Source organism: Serratia sp. MF1(2023) (genome assembly GCF_030954545.1).
Classification (GTDB): Bacteria; Pseudomonadota; Gammaproteobacteria; order Enterobacterales; family Enterobacteriaceae; genus Serratia; species Serratia sarumanii.
Map to the genome: position 1 here is coordinate 113824 of NZ_JAVHUX010000012.1, position 12543 is coordinate 126366.

General features: G+C 58.4%; 12 protein-coding genes and 2 tRNA genes. 4 read left to right on the plus strand and 10 right to left on the minus strand.

The features are described from left to right. Nucleotides 1–8 precede the first annotated feature (8 nt). From nusA to rlmE, 9 genes are all read right to left on the minus strand, one after another. Nucleotides 9–1517, minus strand: a complete 1509-nt coding sequence (nusA, locus tag REA38_RS07285) for a transcription termination factor NusA (protein ID WP_019453340.1) — start codon at nucleotides 1515–1517, stop codon at nucleotides 9–11. A gap of 21 nt (nucleotides 1518–1538) precedes the next feature. Beyond that, a complete protein-coding gene (gene rimP / locus REA38_RS07290; RefSeq protein WP_028127574.1) occupies nucleotides 1539–1991 on the minus strand; it encodes a ribosome maturation factor RimP in 453 nt (150 codons plus the stop codon). Between the two features lie 217 nt (nucleotides 1992–2208). After that, a tRNA-Met gene (locus REA38_RS07295) sits at nucleotides 2209–2285 on the minus strand. Between the two features lie 60 nt (nucleotides 2286–2345). Beyond that, a tRNA-Leu gene (locus tag REA38_RS07300) sits at nucleotides 2346–2432 on the minus strand. Nucleotides 2433–2500: 68 nt separating this feature from the next. Further along, the gene (gene secG / locus REA38_RS07305) at nucleotides 2501–2836 is read right to left on the minus strand and encodes a preprotein translocase subunit SecG (protein WP_004933519.1); all 336 of its coding nucleotides are present in this window, start codon (nucleotides 2834–2836) and stop codon (nucleotides 2501–2503) included. Nucleotides 2837–3056: 220 nt separating this feature from the next. Then, nucleotides 3057–4394, minus strand: a complete 1338-nt coding sequence (glmM, locus tag REA38_RS07310) for a phosphoglucosamine mutase (protein WP_033636821.1) — start codon at nucleotides 4392–4394, stop codon at nucleotides 3057–3059. A gap of 4 nt (nucleotides 4395–4398) precedes the next feature. Then, nucleotides 4399–5235: a dihydropteroate synthase gene (gene folP / locus REA38_RS07315; protein ID WP_060432442.1), complete on the minus strand. Its 837-nt coding sequence runs from the start codon at nucleotides 5233–5235 to the stop codon at nucleotides 4399–4401. A 91-nt stretch (nucleotides 5236–5326) separates the two neighbouring features. Next, a complete protein-coding gene (ftsH, locus tag REA38_RS07320) occupies nucleotides 5327–7258 on the minus strand; it encodes an ATP-dependent zinc metalloprotease FtsH (RefSeq protein WP_004933529.1) in 1932 nt (643 codons plus the stop codon). A 56-nt stretch (nucleotides 7259–7314) separates the two neighbouring features. Next, nucleotides 7315–7944 carry a 23S rRNA (uridine(2552)-2'-O)-methyltransferase RlmE gene (gene rlmE, locus REA38_RS07325; protein WP_004933533.1) on the minus strand — a complete coding sequence of 210 codons (630 nt, stop codon included), beginning with the start codon at nucleotides 7942–7944 and terminating at the stop codon, nucleotides 7315–7317. 143 nt (nucleotides 7945–8087) lie between these two features. On the opposite strand from rlmE, the gene yhbY reads away from it, so the two are divergent. Further along, nucleotides 8088–8381, plus strand: a complete 294-nt coding sequence (gene yhbY / locus REA38_RS07330) for a ribosome assembly RNA-binding protein YhbY (protein WP_197845413.1) — start codon at nucleotides 8088–8090, stop codon at nucleotides 8379–8381. Nucleotides 8382–8493: 112 nt separating this feature from the next. Here the strand turns inward: yhbY and greA are convergent, their stop codons facing one another. Continuing rightward, a complete protein-coding gene (gene greA / locus REA38_RS07335; RefSeq protein WP_004933539.1) occupies nucleotides 8494–8970 on the minus strand; it encodes a transcription elongation factor GreA in 477 nt (158 codons plus the stop codon). A 256-nt stretch (nucleotides 8971–9226) separates the two neighbouring features. Here greA and dacB point away from each other — a divergent pair, with 256 nt between their 5' ends. From dacB to pmrB, 3 genes are read left to right on the plus strand one after another with little or no spacing between them, the layout of a single operon-like run. Continuing rightward, nucleotides 9227–10660 carry a serine-type D-Ala-D-Ala carboxypeptidase gene (dacB, locus tag REA38_RS07340; RefSeq protein WP_033648675.1) on the plus strand — a complete coding sequence of 478 codons (1434 nt, stop codon included), beginning with the start codon at nucleotides 9227–9229 and terminating at the stop codon, nucleotides 10658–10660. Between the two features lie 8 nt (nucleotides 10661–10668). Continuing rightward, complete coding sequence (gene pmrA, locus REA38_RS07345) at nucleotides 10669–11331, plus strand: two-component system response regulator PmrA (protein WP_033648677.1); 663 nt, start codon at nucleotides 10669–10671, stop codon at nucleotides 11329–11331. Beyond that, nucleotides 11328–12389: a two-component system sensor histidine kinase PmrB gene (gene pmrB / locus REA38_RS07350; protein ID WP_033655295.1), complete on the plus strand. Its 1062-nt coding sequence runs from the start codon at nucleotides 11328–11330 to the stop codon at nucleotides 12387–12389. Before pmrA ends, pmrB begins: the two co-directional genes overlap by 4 nt. Nucleotides 12390–12543 lie beyond the last annotated feature (154 nt).

Genomic DNA, 12543 nt, shown 5'->3' on the forward strand with positions numbered 1-12543 from the left:
TACAGTTATTACGCGTTGTCGCCAAACCAACAGATATTGCGTGCAGCCATGATCAGCTCGCCGGCTTGCTCGTCGCTAAGCCCTTCAATATCAGCCAGATCGTCAACACCCTGCTCGGCAAGATCTTCCAGCGTACAAACCCCACGCGCGGCCAGTTTAAAGGCCATGCTGCGCTCAAGACCCGGCAGGTTGAGCAAATCGTCGGCCGGTTTGTTGTCGCCCAGGCTTTCTTCTTGTGCCAGGGCCAGCGTGGTCAATGCAGCTTTGGCGCGTTCGCGCAATGCTTCAACCGTATCTTCATCCAGACCGTCGATTTCCAACAGCTCTTTGATCGGCACGTAGGCCAGCTCTTCCAGCGTGGAGAAGCCTTCTTCAACCAGTACGGTGGCGAAATCTTCGTCGATATCAAGATACTTGGTGAAGGTATCAATAGCGGCATGAGCCTCGGCCTGGTGCTTGGCCTGCAGGTCGTCCGCCGTCATCACGTTCAGTTCCCAACGATCGTCGCCGCGGTGTTGTTTCAGCAGCTGGGAAGCCAAACGCACGTTTTGGCCGTTACGGCCGATCGCCTGCGCCAGGTTGCTGGCTTCAACGGCGATATCCATGGTGCAGTTATCTTCGTCTACCACGATCGACGCGACGTCGGCCGGTGCCATGGCGTTGATGACGAATTGCGCTGGGTTATCATCCCACAGGATGATGTCGATACGTTCGCCGCCGAGCTCGCTCGACACGGCCTGAACGCGCGCACCGCGCATGCCTACGCAGGCGCCGACCGGGTCGATACGCTTGTCGTTGGTTTTCACTGCAATTTTCGCACGGGAGCCTGGATCGCGGGCTGCCGCTTTAATTTCGATCACTTCTTCGCCGATTTCCGGCACTTCGATGCGGAACAGTTCTTTCAGCATTTCCGAGCTGGAACGGCTGACGAACAGCTGCGCGCCGCGTGCTTCAGGACGCACGGCATACAGTACGCCGCGAATGCGGTCGCCCGGACGGAAGTTTTCGCGCGGCAGCATGTCTTCACGGCCAATCACCGCTTCGGCGTTGTTGCCCAGATCCAGCGCGATGCTGTCACGGTTCACTTTCTTCACCACGCCAGTGACGATCTCACCTTCGTGTTCACGGAAAGCGTCAACCACCATCGCACGCTCGGCTTCGCGCACTTTCTGCACGATAACCTGCTTGGCGGTTTGGGTGGTGATGCGGTCGAAGGTCACGGATTCGATCTGATCTTCGACGTAGCCGCCGAGCTCGATGCTCGGATCCTCAAACTGAGCGGCTTCCAGCGTGATTTCACGCGTTGGCTGCGTCACTTCGTCTACGGCGACCCAACGGCGGAAGGTATCGAAATCGCCGGTTCTGCGGTCAATGCTGACGCGCACGTCGATTTCCTGCTCGTATTTTTTCTTGGTTGCGGTGGCTAATGCAGTTTCCAGCGCTTCGAAAATCTTCTCGCGCGGAAGGGATTTTTCATTGGAAACTGCTTCAACAACAGCCAGAATCTCTTTGTTCATCCTAGTTGCCTCTTCCAAACTTTAAAAGTGGGGTACCAGGTTCGCTTTCTGGATGTTGCTCAGCGCGAACACTTCATCTTTCCCTTCCACAGTAACCGTGATCATCTCGCCTTCGACAGACTTGATAATACCCTGCCACTTGCGACGGTTCTGTACCGCCATGCGCAGGACCAGGCTGACTTCTTCACCGAGGAAACGCGTATAGTGCTCTGCGGTGAACATCGGGCGATCAAGGCCAGGAGAGGAGACTTCCAAGTTGTAAGCGACCGTGATTGGATCTTCGACGTCCAATACAGCGCTGACCTGGTGGCTGACATCAGCGCAATCATCAACATTGATGCCGTTATCACTATCAATATAGATGCGGAGCGTCGATTGGCGCGCACGAATGAATTCGATGCCTACAAGCTCAAAGCCCAACGCTTCTACGGGTGCCGAAAGCATCTCTGTTAACTGTTGCTCTAATGTGGACAAGCCCACCCCCAAGACATAAAAAAAGGGCTAAATAGCCCAGTGATTCTGTTGCCAAATAACAAAAAACCCCGAAAAATCGGGGCTTTATGCAACTGGACCCTGTTTGCCGCTAGGCGGCCTCGGTACAACTTTCGAGCAAGTGTCATTTTCAAATGTTGATCGAGAAAAGCGGATTTCAATCGAAAAGTGTATTTGAAAATAAACACTTAAAGGAAAGTGGTTGCGGGGGCCGGATTTGAACCGACGACCTTCGGGTTATGAGCCCGACGAGCTACCAGGCTGCTCCACCCCGCGTCCGAAAACGTGGCAAATACTACGCCGATAATCGCAAAATTGCAAGTTATCTCTGGGATTTGGTACCGAGGATGGGACTCGAACCCACAAGCCCGTTAGGGCACTACCACCTCAAGGTAGCGTGTCTACCAATTCCACCACCTCGGTACTGATTCTTACTGCTAACGGCCGTTGTTCTTTCGAGTTCACAACCACCGTTTACAAACTTTTTCGGCTTACTGCGGGATATCGCTGCTCGGCTTGGCAGGTGCTGCCGGCGCGGTTGTCTGCTCAGTTTTCACTGGCTGACCCAGGTTTTCCCACTCGCTGCCTTTCTTGCTTTGGTTGCTGCTGAGGTTGCCCAGAATCAGGCTGATGACGAAGAACAGCGTCGCCAGCACAGCAGTCATGCGGGTCATAAAGTTACCGGAACCACTCGAACCGAACAATGTGCCTGATGCACCTGCTCCGAAAGAGGCTCCCATATCAGCGCCTTTACCTTGCTGCAACATAATCAGAGCAACCAGCCCGATTGAAATCAGCAGGAAAATTACCAGAAGAGCTTCGTACATAGTAGTACCCGTATCCTTGCGGCCTCACCGCATGCCAAATGCTTCACACTCATCAAGCAGGCGTTTTTATAAACTGCCTACTGAAGCGGGTGTGAATACTAACCAAAGCCGCCAACCCGCGCAAGGGCAATTTGCAGCCGCCGGCGCGTTTGCGGAAAAAAACGCCAACAATCGCCTATTCGGGCTCAGCTGCGCCGAGCCCGATGGCTAACTGTCTGTTTTAACCGGCGGATTTCACCGCGTCGGCGATGCGATGCGCCAGCGCGGTCACCTGCTGCTCGTCCTCGCCTTCCACCATTACGCGGATCAGCGGCTCGGTGCCCGATTTGCGCAGCAGCACCCGGCCGCGGCCGGCCAACTCGGCCTCTACCTGCTCGGTGACCTTGCGCACCGCGTCGGACTCCAGCGGATTGTGATCGCCGGCGAAGCGCACGTTGACCAGGATTTGCGGCAGCAGCTTCATGCCGCTGCACAGGTCGTGCAGGCTCATGTGGTTGCGCACCATGGCGGTCAGCACCTGCAGCCCGGCCACGATGCCGTCACCGGTGGTGGTTTTGTCCAGCAGGATCACATGGCCGGAGTTTTCCGCACCGATGCGCCAGCCCAGCTCCTGCAGCTTCTCCAGCACGTAACGGTCGCCCACTTTGGCGCGAGCGAACGGAATGCCCAGCTGTTTCAGCGCCAGCTCCAGCCCCATATTGCTCATCAGGGTGCCGACCGCGCCGCCGCGCAGCTGGCCCTGACGCAGGCCTTCGCGGGCGATGATGTACAGGATCTGATCGCCGTCCACCTTGTTGCCCAGGTGATCCACCATCATCACGCGGTCGCCGTCGCCGTCAAACGCCAGGCCTACGTGCGCTTTTTCCTGCAGCACGCGCTCCTGCAGCTGACGCACGTCGGTAGCGCCGCACTTCTCGTTGATGTTCATGCCATCCGGCTCAACGCCGATGGCGATCACCGTGGCGCCCAGCTCGCGCAGCACGCTCGGCGCGATGTGGTAGGTCGCCCCGTTGGCGCAGTCGACCACGATTTTCAGCCCCTTCAGGCTCAGCTCGCTCGGGAAGGTGCCTTTGCAGAATTCGATATAGCGGCCGGCGGCGTCGATGATGCGGCTGGCTTTACCCAGCTCGGCGGACTCCACGCAGGTCAGCGGCTTTTCCATCTCGGCTTCGATAGCTTCTTCGACGTTGTCCGGCAGCTTGGCGCCGTCGATCGAGAAGAACTTGATGCCGTTGTCATAGAACGGGTTATGAGAAGCGGAAATGACGATGCCCGCTTCTGCGCGGAAGGTGCGCGTCAGATAGGCCACCGCCGGGGTGGGCATCGGCCCGGTGAAGGAGGCGGACAGCCCTGCGGCCGCCAGGCCGGCTTCCAGCGCGGACTCCAGCATATAGCCGGAAATGCGCGTATCCTTACCGATGATGATCTTGCGCGAACCGTGGCGCGCCAGCACTTTACCGGCCGCCCAGCCGAGCTTCAGCACGAAGTCCGGCGTGATGGGGCTGTCCCCGACCTTGCCACGGATGCCGTCGGTGCCAAAATATTTGCGCTCGCTCATGTCTCTACTGTCCCTTAGCTGAAAGTGTTGCCTCGACGACACGCATCGCCTCGACGGTTTCTTTAACGTCATGCACTCTGACAATCTGCGCGCCCTGCATCGCCGCTATCACCGCGCAGGCCACGCTGCCGATCACCCGTTGATCCGGCGGCACGTTCAGCAGTTGCCCAATCATCGATTTACGCGACATGCCGACCAATAGCGGCAAACCGAAACGATGAAACTCCGACAACCGCGCCAGAAGCTGATAGTTGTGCGCCAAATTTTTACCGAAACCGAAGCCTGGGTCGAGCAGCAATTTCTGATTTGTTATCCCCGCCTCGTTACAGCGCCGGATATGGTGCTCGAAAAACGCCTGAACGTCGGCGATGAGATCGTCGTAGTGCGGCGCCTGCTGCATGGTGCGCGGCTGCCCTTGCATATGCATCAGACAGACCGGCAGCCCGCTTTCCGCCGCCGCCGCCAGGGCACCCGGCTCCTGAAGTGAGCGAATGTCGTTGATCAGGTGTGCGCCGGCCTGCGCCGATTCGCGGATCACGCCCGCTTTCGAGGTATCGACAGAGATAAAGACTTCAAAACGCTGCGCCAGCGCTTCCACCACCGGCACGACCCGTTCCAATTCTTCCTCTTCACTCACCTCTGCCGCCCCCGGCCTTGTCGACTCGCCGCCGATATCGATCATCGTGGCGCCGGCCGAAATCAGCGCATGCGCGTGCAGCAATGCCTGGTTCAGGGTGTTGTGGCGGCCGCCGTCGGAAAACGAATCCGGCGTCACGTTGAGGATGCCCATCACCTGCGGATGGGAGAGATTGAGCGTCATGTCGCGCACGGTTAACTGCATGGTTGGTCCACCTTACTGTTGCCTGGTTCACTGCCCGCCGGGCAAAAAAAACCCCGGCATGCCGGGGTTTGATGTTATTACACAGCCGCAGTTACTTGTCGAGCTGTTCGGACATGGTGTTGCCCGGCGTTGGGGTGCGAGGCTCATCTACCGGCGTCGGGGCTTTCGGGGTGCCGCCGTTGTCGGAGCTGTTGCCTTTGTTCGCATCGTCCCAACCCGCAGGCGGACGCACGTCTTTGCGGTTCATCAGATCGTCGATCTGCGGCGCATCGATGGTTTCGTACTTCATCAGCGCATCCTTCATCGAGTGCAGGATGTCCATGTTTTCCATCAGCAGCGAGCGAGCACGCGTGTAGTTACGCTCGATCAGCGACTTCACTTCCTGGTCGATGATGCGCGCGGTTTCATCCGACATGTGCTTCGCCTTGGCCACGGAACGGCCCAGGAACACTTCGCCCTCTTCTTCCGCATACAGCAGCGGCCCCAGCTTCTCGGAGAAGCCCCACTGGGTCACCATGTTGCGGGCGATGGAGGTCGCCACTTTGATGTCGTTCGACGCACCGGTAGAGACTTTCTCCGGCCCGTAGATGATCTCTTCCGCCAGACGGCCGCCGTACAGGGTGGAGATTTGGCTCTCCAGCTTCTGACGGCTGGCGCTGATCGCATCCCCTTCCGGCAGGAAGAAGGTCACGCCGAGCGCACGGCCGCGAGGAATGATCGTCACCTTGTGCACCGGATCGTGTTCAGGAACCAGGCGGCCAATGATGGCGTGGCCCGCTTCGTGATACGCGGTCGACTCTTTCTGCGCTTCGGTCATCACCATGGAGCGGCGTTCCGCACCCATCATGATCTTGTCTTTGGCTTTCTCGAACTCCACCATCGACACCACGCGCTTGTTGCCGCGGGCGGCGAACAGCGCCGCTTCGTTGACCAGGTTAGCCAGATCGGCACCGGAGAAGCCCGGCGTACCGCGCGCAATGACGGAGGCGTCGATGTCGGCCGCCAACGGCACGCGGCGCATGTGCACCTTCAGGATCTGCTCACGGCCACGCACATCCGGCAGCCCGACCACGACCTGACGGTCGAAGCGGCCCGGACGCAGCAGCGCAGGGTCAAGCACGTCCGGACGGTTGGTGGCCGCGATGACGATGATGCCTTCGTTGCCTTCGAAACCGTCCATCTCAACCAGCATCTGGTTCAGGGTCTGTTCGCGCTCATCGTGACCGCCGCCCAGGCCGGCGCCACGCTGGCGACCGACGGCGTCGATTTCATCGATGAAGATGATGCACGGCGCGGCTTTCTTCGCTTGCTCGAACATGTCGCGCACGCGGGATGCACCCACACCGACGAACATTTCGACGAAGTCGGAACCGGAAATGGTGAAGAACGGCACCTTCGCTTCGCCGGCGATCGCTTTCGCCAACAGCGTTTTACCGGTCCCCGGTGGGCCAACCATCAGCACGCCTTTCGGGATCTTGCCGCCCAATTTCTGGAAACGGCTCGGCTCGCGCAGGTATTCCACCAGTTCGCTCACCTCTTCTTTCGCTTCGTCACAACCGGCGACATCGGCGAAAGTGGTCTTGATCTGGTCTTCCGTCAGCATGCGGGCCTTGCTCTTACCGAAGGACATCGCGCCCTTGCCGCCGCCGCCCTGCATTTGCCGCATAAAGAAGATCCAGACCCCGATCAGCAACAGCATCGGGAACCAGGAGATAAAGATAGAAGCCAGCAGGCTCGGCTCTTCAGGCGGCTCGCCGACAACTTTCACATTCTTCGTTAACAACGTATCCAGCAACTTAGGATCGTTGACAGGGATGTAGGTCGTGTATTTGTTACTGTCTTTCTTGGTAACGTTAATTTCACGTCCGTTGATTCGCGCTTCGCGAACCTGGTCCTGGGTCAGTTCGGACATGAAGGTAGAGTAATCCACCCTACGGCCATTCGACTCGCTGGGCCCAAAGCTCTGGAATACAGACATCAACACTACCGCGATGACTAACCAGAGAATTAGGTTTTTCGCCATGTCACTCAAGGGATTAACCTCATCTTACAACTGTGTTAACAAACAGCGTTAGGGTACTACAGTTTGCGCCCTGTCGCTACAATGTACACTTCGCGCGAACGGGCGCGGGAAGCGTCTGGCTTACGAATCTTAACCTTCGTAAACAGGGAGCGAATTTCCCGTAGGTACTCGTCAAAGCCATCTCCCTGGAACACCTTCACCAGGAAACTTCCGCCTGGTGCGAGGACATCCCGACACATATCCAGCGCCAACTCCACCAGATACATCGACCTTGGAATATCGACCGCCGGGGTGCCACTCATATTCGGGGCCATATCGGACATGACCACCTGAACCTTACTCTCGCCTACTCGTTCCAACAGCGCCTTCAGCACCAGTTCATCACGAAAATCGCCCTGAAGGAAATCGACGCCAACGATAGGATCCATTGGCAAAATATCACAGGCGATGATGCGCCCGGTACCGCCGATTTGGGTGACCACATACTGCGACCAGCCGCCCGGCGCGGCGCCGAGATCCACCACGGTCATGCCCGGTTTGAACAGTTTGTCGCTCTGCTGTATTTCATCAAGTTTAAACCAGGCGCGGGAACGCAGTCCCTTTTTCTGCGCCTGCTGTACATATTTATCGCTAAAGTGTTCTTGTAACCAGCGACTGGAGCTAGCCGAACGCTTTTTATTAGCCATCTCGTTTTCCAACTATCATAAAAAGAGTCTTATGTCAGGGTCGCTGCTCACGTAGACTCACACCGGTGAAGACCGATTTGGTGATATACATGAGATGGCGGTAGAATGTACCGTTTTCAATCCCAACTTAAGCAAAAAAGACAATGAATCTGAATAATAAACAAAAACAGCACCTGAAAGGCCTGGCGCATCCGTTAAAACCGGTGGTGATGCTGGGCAATAACGGTCTTACCGAAGGGGTGCTGGCTGAAATTGAACAGGCTCTGGAGCATCACGAGCTGATCAAGGTAAAAATCGCCGCTGAAGATCGCGAAACCAAAACCCTGATCGCCGATGCTATCGTGCGTGAAACGGACGCCTGCAATGTGCAAGTTATCGGCAGTACGCTTATTCTTTACCGCCCGTCGAAAGAGCGCAAGATCAGTCTACCGCGTTAATAACCATCAGGTTAACGAAAAGGTGCCATGCGCCTGACCAAGATAAAAGGCCGCTTGCGGCCTTTTTCCTATCTTTACAAAACGTTGGCGCATTAATGACCAACGGCCTCGATCAGAGATACTCAACCTTCAGGATCTCATACTCGACGTCGCCGCCAGGGGTTTTGATCACCACCACATCGTCTTGCTCTTTGCCGATCAGGCCGCGCGCCATCGGCGAGTTTACCGAAATCAGATTTTTCTTGAAATCGGCCTCATCGTCGCCAACGATGCGGTAAGTCACTTCTTCTTCACTGTCCAGATTCATCACCGATACGGTGGCGCCGAAGATCACTCGGCCGGTGTTCGGCATCTTGGTGATATCGATCACCTGAGCATTGGACAGCTTGGCTTCGATTTCCTGAATGCGGCCTTCGCAGAAACCCTGCTGTTCGCGGGCGGCGTGGTACTCGGCATTCTCTTTCAAATCGCCGTGCTCGCGCGCTTCCGCGATGTCCGCAATGATTTTCGGGCGGCGCACGCTTTTCAGATATTCGAGCTCTTCGCGCAGTTTTTCAGCGCCAAACAAGGTCATCGGAATTTGGTTCATCGTATAAATACCTCTAAATCTTTCCTGTTCAAATAACCGTCATCCTGACGTATTCGTATGAAAACACGGTTGGCATACCGCCACCCGCCTCCAGGCGACAAACAAAAGAAACCTGACTCGGAACGGAGCCCAAGCCAAGATCGGTTTTGCATTTTGATACGCATTTTAGCCTAGAGTTCCTTGAGGGTCATCGTTTACTTTTTCCCTGATTGCACCGTAGTATGACGGCACGTTATCCAGCTGTTATCCCGAGATTATGCGTTTTTCACGAATTGTCAGTGCATTGGCTTGCGCATTTGTTCTGAATGCGAATGCGGCCCCGGTTGAAGAGTACACACAATATCTGCCTGATGGGGCCAACCTTGCCCTGGTCGTTCAGAAAATCGGTGCCGGCGCGCCAACGATCGATTATCACTCTCAGCAGATGGCGCTGCCGGCCAGTACCCAAAAAGTGCTGACGGCGCTGGCGGCATTGCTGCAACTCGGGCCCGATTACCGTTTCACCACCACGCTGGAGAGCCAGGGCGATATCCGCGACGGCGTGCTGCGCGGCAACCTGATCGCCCGCTTCAGCGGCGATCCGACCTTCAAACGCCAGAGCCTGCGCAATATGGTGGCCGTCCTGAAGAAACAGGGCGTGCGCCAAATCAGCGGCGACGTGCTGGTCGATACCTCGGTCTTCGCCAGCCATGACAAGGCGCCCGGCTGGCCGTGGAACGATCTGACGCAGTGCTTCAGCGCGCCGCCGGCCGCCGCCATCGTCGATCGCAACTGTTTCTCGGTCTCGCTGTACAGCGCGCCGAATCCGGGCGACATGGCGTTTATCCGCGTCGCCTCCTATTATCCGGTCAATATGTTTAGCCAGGTGCGCACCCTGGCGCGCGGCTCTGCAGACGCGCAGTACTGCGAACTGGACGTGGTGCCGGGCGAGCTGAACCGCTTTACCCTGACCGGCTGCCTGACGCAGCGCAGCGAACCGCTGCCGCTGGCCTTCGCCATCCAGGATGGCGCCAGCTACGCGGGCGCCATCCTGAAAGACGAACTGATCCAGGCCGGCATCCAGATCGACGGGCACTTGAAACGCCAGACGCGTCCCGGCATCACCGGCACGGTGATCGCGCAAACCCAGTCGGCGCCGCTGCACGATCTGTTGAAGATCATGCTGAAAAAATCGGACAACATGATCGCCGATACCGTCTTCCGCACCATCGGCCACGAACGCTTCGGCGTGCCGGGCACCTGGCGAGCGGGTGCCGATGCGGTACGTCAGGTGCTGCGCCAGAAGGCCGGCATCGATCTGGGCAACACCATCATCGCCGACGGCTCCGGCCTGTCGCGCCACAACCTGCTGGCGCCGGCGACCATGATGCAGGCGCTGCAGTACATCGCGCAGCACGACAACGAGCTGAACTTCATCTCGATGCTGCCGCTGTCCGGCTATGACGGCACCCTGCGCTACCGCGGCGGCCTGCACGAAGCCGGCGTCGACGGAAAAGTGTCGGCCAAGACCGGCGCGCTGCAGGGCGTGTACAACCTGGCGGGCTTCATCACCACCGCCAGCGGCCAGCGCATGGCCTTCGTGCAGTATCTCTCCGGCTACGCCGTGCCGCCGGAGGATCAGAAACAGCGCCGCGCGCCGCTGGTGCGTTTCGAAAGCCGCCTGTATCGGGATATTTACCAAAACAACTGAGGATCATCATGAAGCTGCTGGTCGTTGAGGATGATGAACTGTTGCAACAGGGGCTGGCGCTGGCGCTGACCGGCGAAGGTTACGTCTGCGACTGCGCCGCCACGGCGGCGGAGGCCAACAGCCTGCTCATCACCAGCCAATACAGCATGGTGATCCTGGATCTCGGCCTGCCGGACACCGACGGCGCCGCGCTGCTGCGGCAGTGGCGCCGCCAACAGATCGATCTGCCGGTGCTGATCCTGACCGCCCGCGACGCGCTGGAAGACCGCGTCGACGGGCTGGACGCCGGCGCCGACGACTACCTGGTCAAACCCTTCGCGCTGGTCGAGCTGCAGGCGCGCGTGCGCGCCCTCCTGCGGCGCTACCAGGGGCACAGCGACAATCTGATGCAGGTGGACGATCTGCAGCTGAACCTCTCCAGCCAGCAGGTTTACCTGCAGCAGCAGCCGGTGGAGGTCACGCCGAAAGAGTTCGCCATTCTGGCGCGTCTGATCATGCGTGCCGGGCAGACGGTCAACCGTGAACTCCTGCAGCAGGATCTCTACACCTGGCAGGACGACTTGGGCTCCAACACGCTGGAAGTGCACATTCACAACCTGCGCCGCAAACTGGGCAAGGATCGCATCCGCACCGTGCGCGGCATCGGCTACCGCCTGGAACCCTCCTCATGATCAGCATGCGCCGCCGCCTGCTGCTGATGCTGGCGCTGATCCTGCTGGTCACGCAACTCATCAGCGCCTTCTGGCTGTGGCACGAAAGCCAGGAACAGATCGGCTTCCTGGTGGACGAAACCCTGTCCGCCAAAGTGCGTACCGAACGCGTCGATAGCGAGATCGCCGAGGCCATCGCGTCGCTGTTGGCGCCTTCGCTGATCATGATGATCGTCACGCTGCTGGCGTCGTTTTGGGCCATCAGCTGGATCATCCGCCCGCTCAACCAATTGCAGAAACGGCTGGAAAAGCGCTCTGCCGATAACCTGACGCCGCTGCCGATCGCCAGCGACAGCCAGGAAATGGTGGCGGTCACCAATGCACTCAATCAGCTGTTCTCACGATTGGACAACACCATTCAACAGGAACGCCTGTTCACCGCCGACGCCGCCCACGAGCTGCGCACGCCGCTGGCCGGCATCCGCCTGCATCTGGAACTGATGGAGAAACAGGGCGTCAAGGGCAGCCAGGCGCTGATCGCCCGCATCGATCAGCTGATGCACACCGTCGAGCAGTTGCTGATGCTGTCGCGCGCCGGGCAAGACTTCGCCCGCGGCCATTATCAGCATGTCGATTGGGTGGCCGATGTGATCCAGCCGCTGCGTGAAGAGCTCGACGAAATGGCTGCCCAACGCGGACAGACGCTGGACTGGCACTTGCCGGCTACTGCCACAGTAAACGGCGATCCGGTGCTGCTGCGGCTGCTGCTGCGCAACCTGGTCGAAAACGCCCACCGTTACGGCCCTGAAGGCGGCGCGATACAGGTGCAGTTAACGCCGCAAGACAACGGCTATCTGCTGCAGGTCATCGACGATGGCCCGGGTATCAAGGAAGAGATGGTCGGGGAGCTGACGCAGGCGTTTCGCCGCATGGATCAACGCTACGGCGGCAGTGGGCTGGGCCTGAATATCGTGATCCGCATCGTGCAGTTGCACCAGGGGCGTTTGACGCTGGAAAACCGCCGCGATGCGCGCGGCCTGAACGCCCAGTGCTGGCTGCCGGAAAAGGCGCTTAAATAACAAGGGCCCAGCGGTGAACTGCACCCCAAATGTTGGACACATCTGACATTTGGAGGTGCAGTTCTATGAAGTTTTCGCTGCAAGACAAACTCAGTGCCGTCCGGCATTACCTTGCCGGGCTTGGCAGCCAGCGGCAAACCGCCAGAAAGTTCTC

Bases quoted from the DNA above. Each gene is read 5' to 3' on its own strand.
- nusA (WP_019453340.1), bottom strand. From the start codon at position 1,517: ATGAACAAAGAGATTCTGGCTGTTGTTGAAGCAGTTTCCAATGAAAAA.
- secG (WP_004933519.1), bottom strand. From the start codon at position 2,836: ATGTACGAAGCTCTTCTGGTAATTTTCCTGCTGATTTCAATCGGGCTG.
- glmM (WP_033636821.1), bottom strand. From the start codon at position 4,394: ATGAGCGAGCGCAAATATTTTGGCACCGACGGCATCCGTGGCAAGGTC.
- folP (WP_060432442.1), bottom strand. From the start codon at position 5,235: ATGCAGTTAACCGTGCGCGACATGACGCTCAATCTCTCCCATCCGCAG.
- ftsH (WP_004933529.1), bottom strand. From the start codon at position 7,258: ATGGCGAAAAACCTAATTCTCTGGTTAGTCATCGCGGTAGTGTTGATG.
- rlmE (WP_004933533.1), bottom strand. From the start codon at position 7,944: ATGGCTAATAAAAAGCGTTCGGCTAGCTCCAGTCGCTGGTTACAAGAA.
- yhbY (WP_197845413.1), top strand. From the start codon at position 8,088: ATGAATCTGAATAATAAACAAAAACAGCACCTGAAAGGCCTGGCGCAT.
- greA (WP_004933539.1), bottom strand. From the start codon at position 8,970: ATGAACCAAATTCCGATGACCTTGTTTGGCGCTGAAAAACTGCGCGAA.
- dacB (WP_033648675.1), top strand. From the start codon at position 9,227: ATGCGTTTTTCACGAATTGTCAGTGCATTGGCTTGCGCATTTGTTCTG.
- pmrA (WP_033648677.1), top strand. From the start codon at position 10,669: ATGAAGCTGCTGGTCGTTGAGGATGATGAACTGTTGCAACAGGGGCTG.
- pmrB (WP_033655295.1), top strand. From the start codon at position 11,328: ATGATCAGCATGCGCCGCCGCCTGCTGCTGATGCTGGCGCTGATCCTG.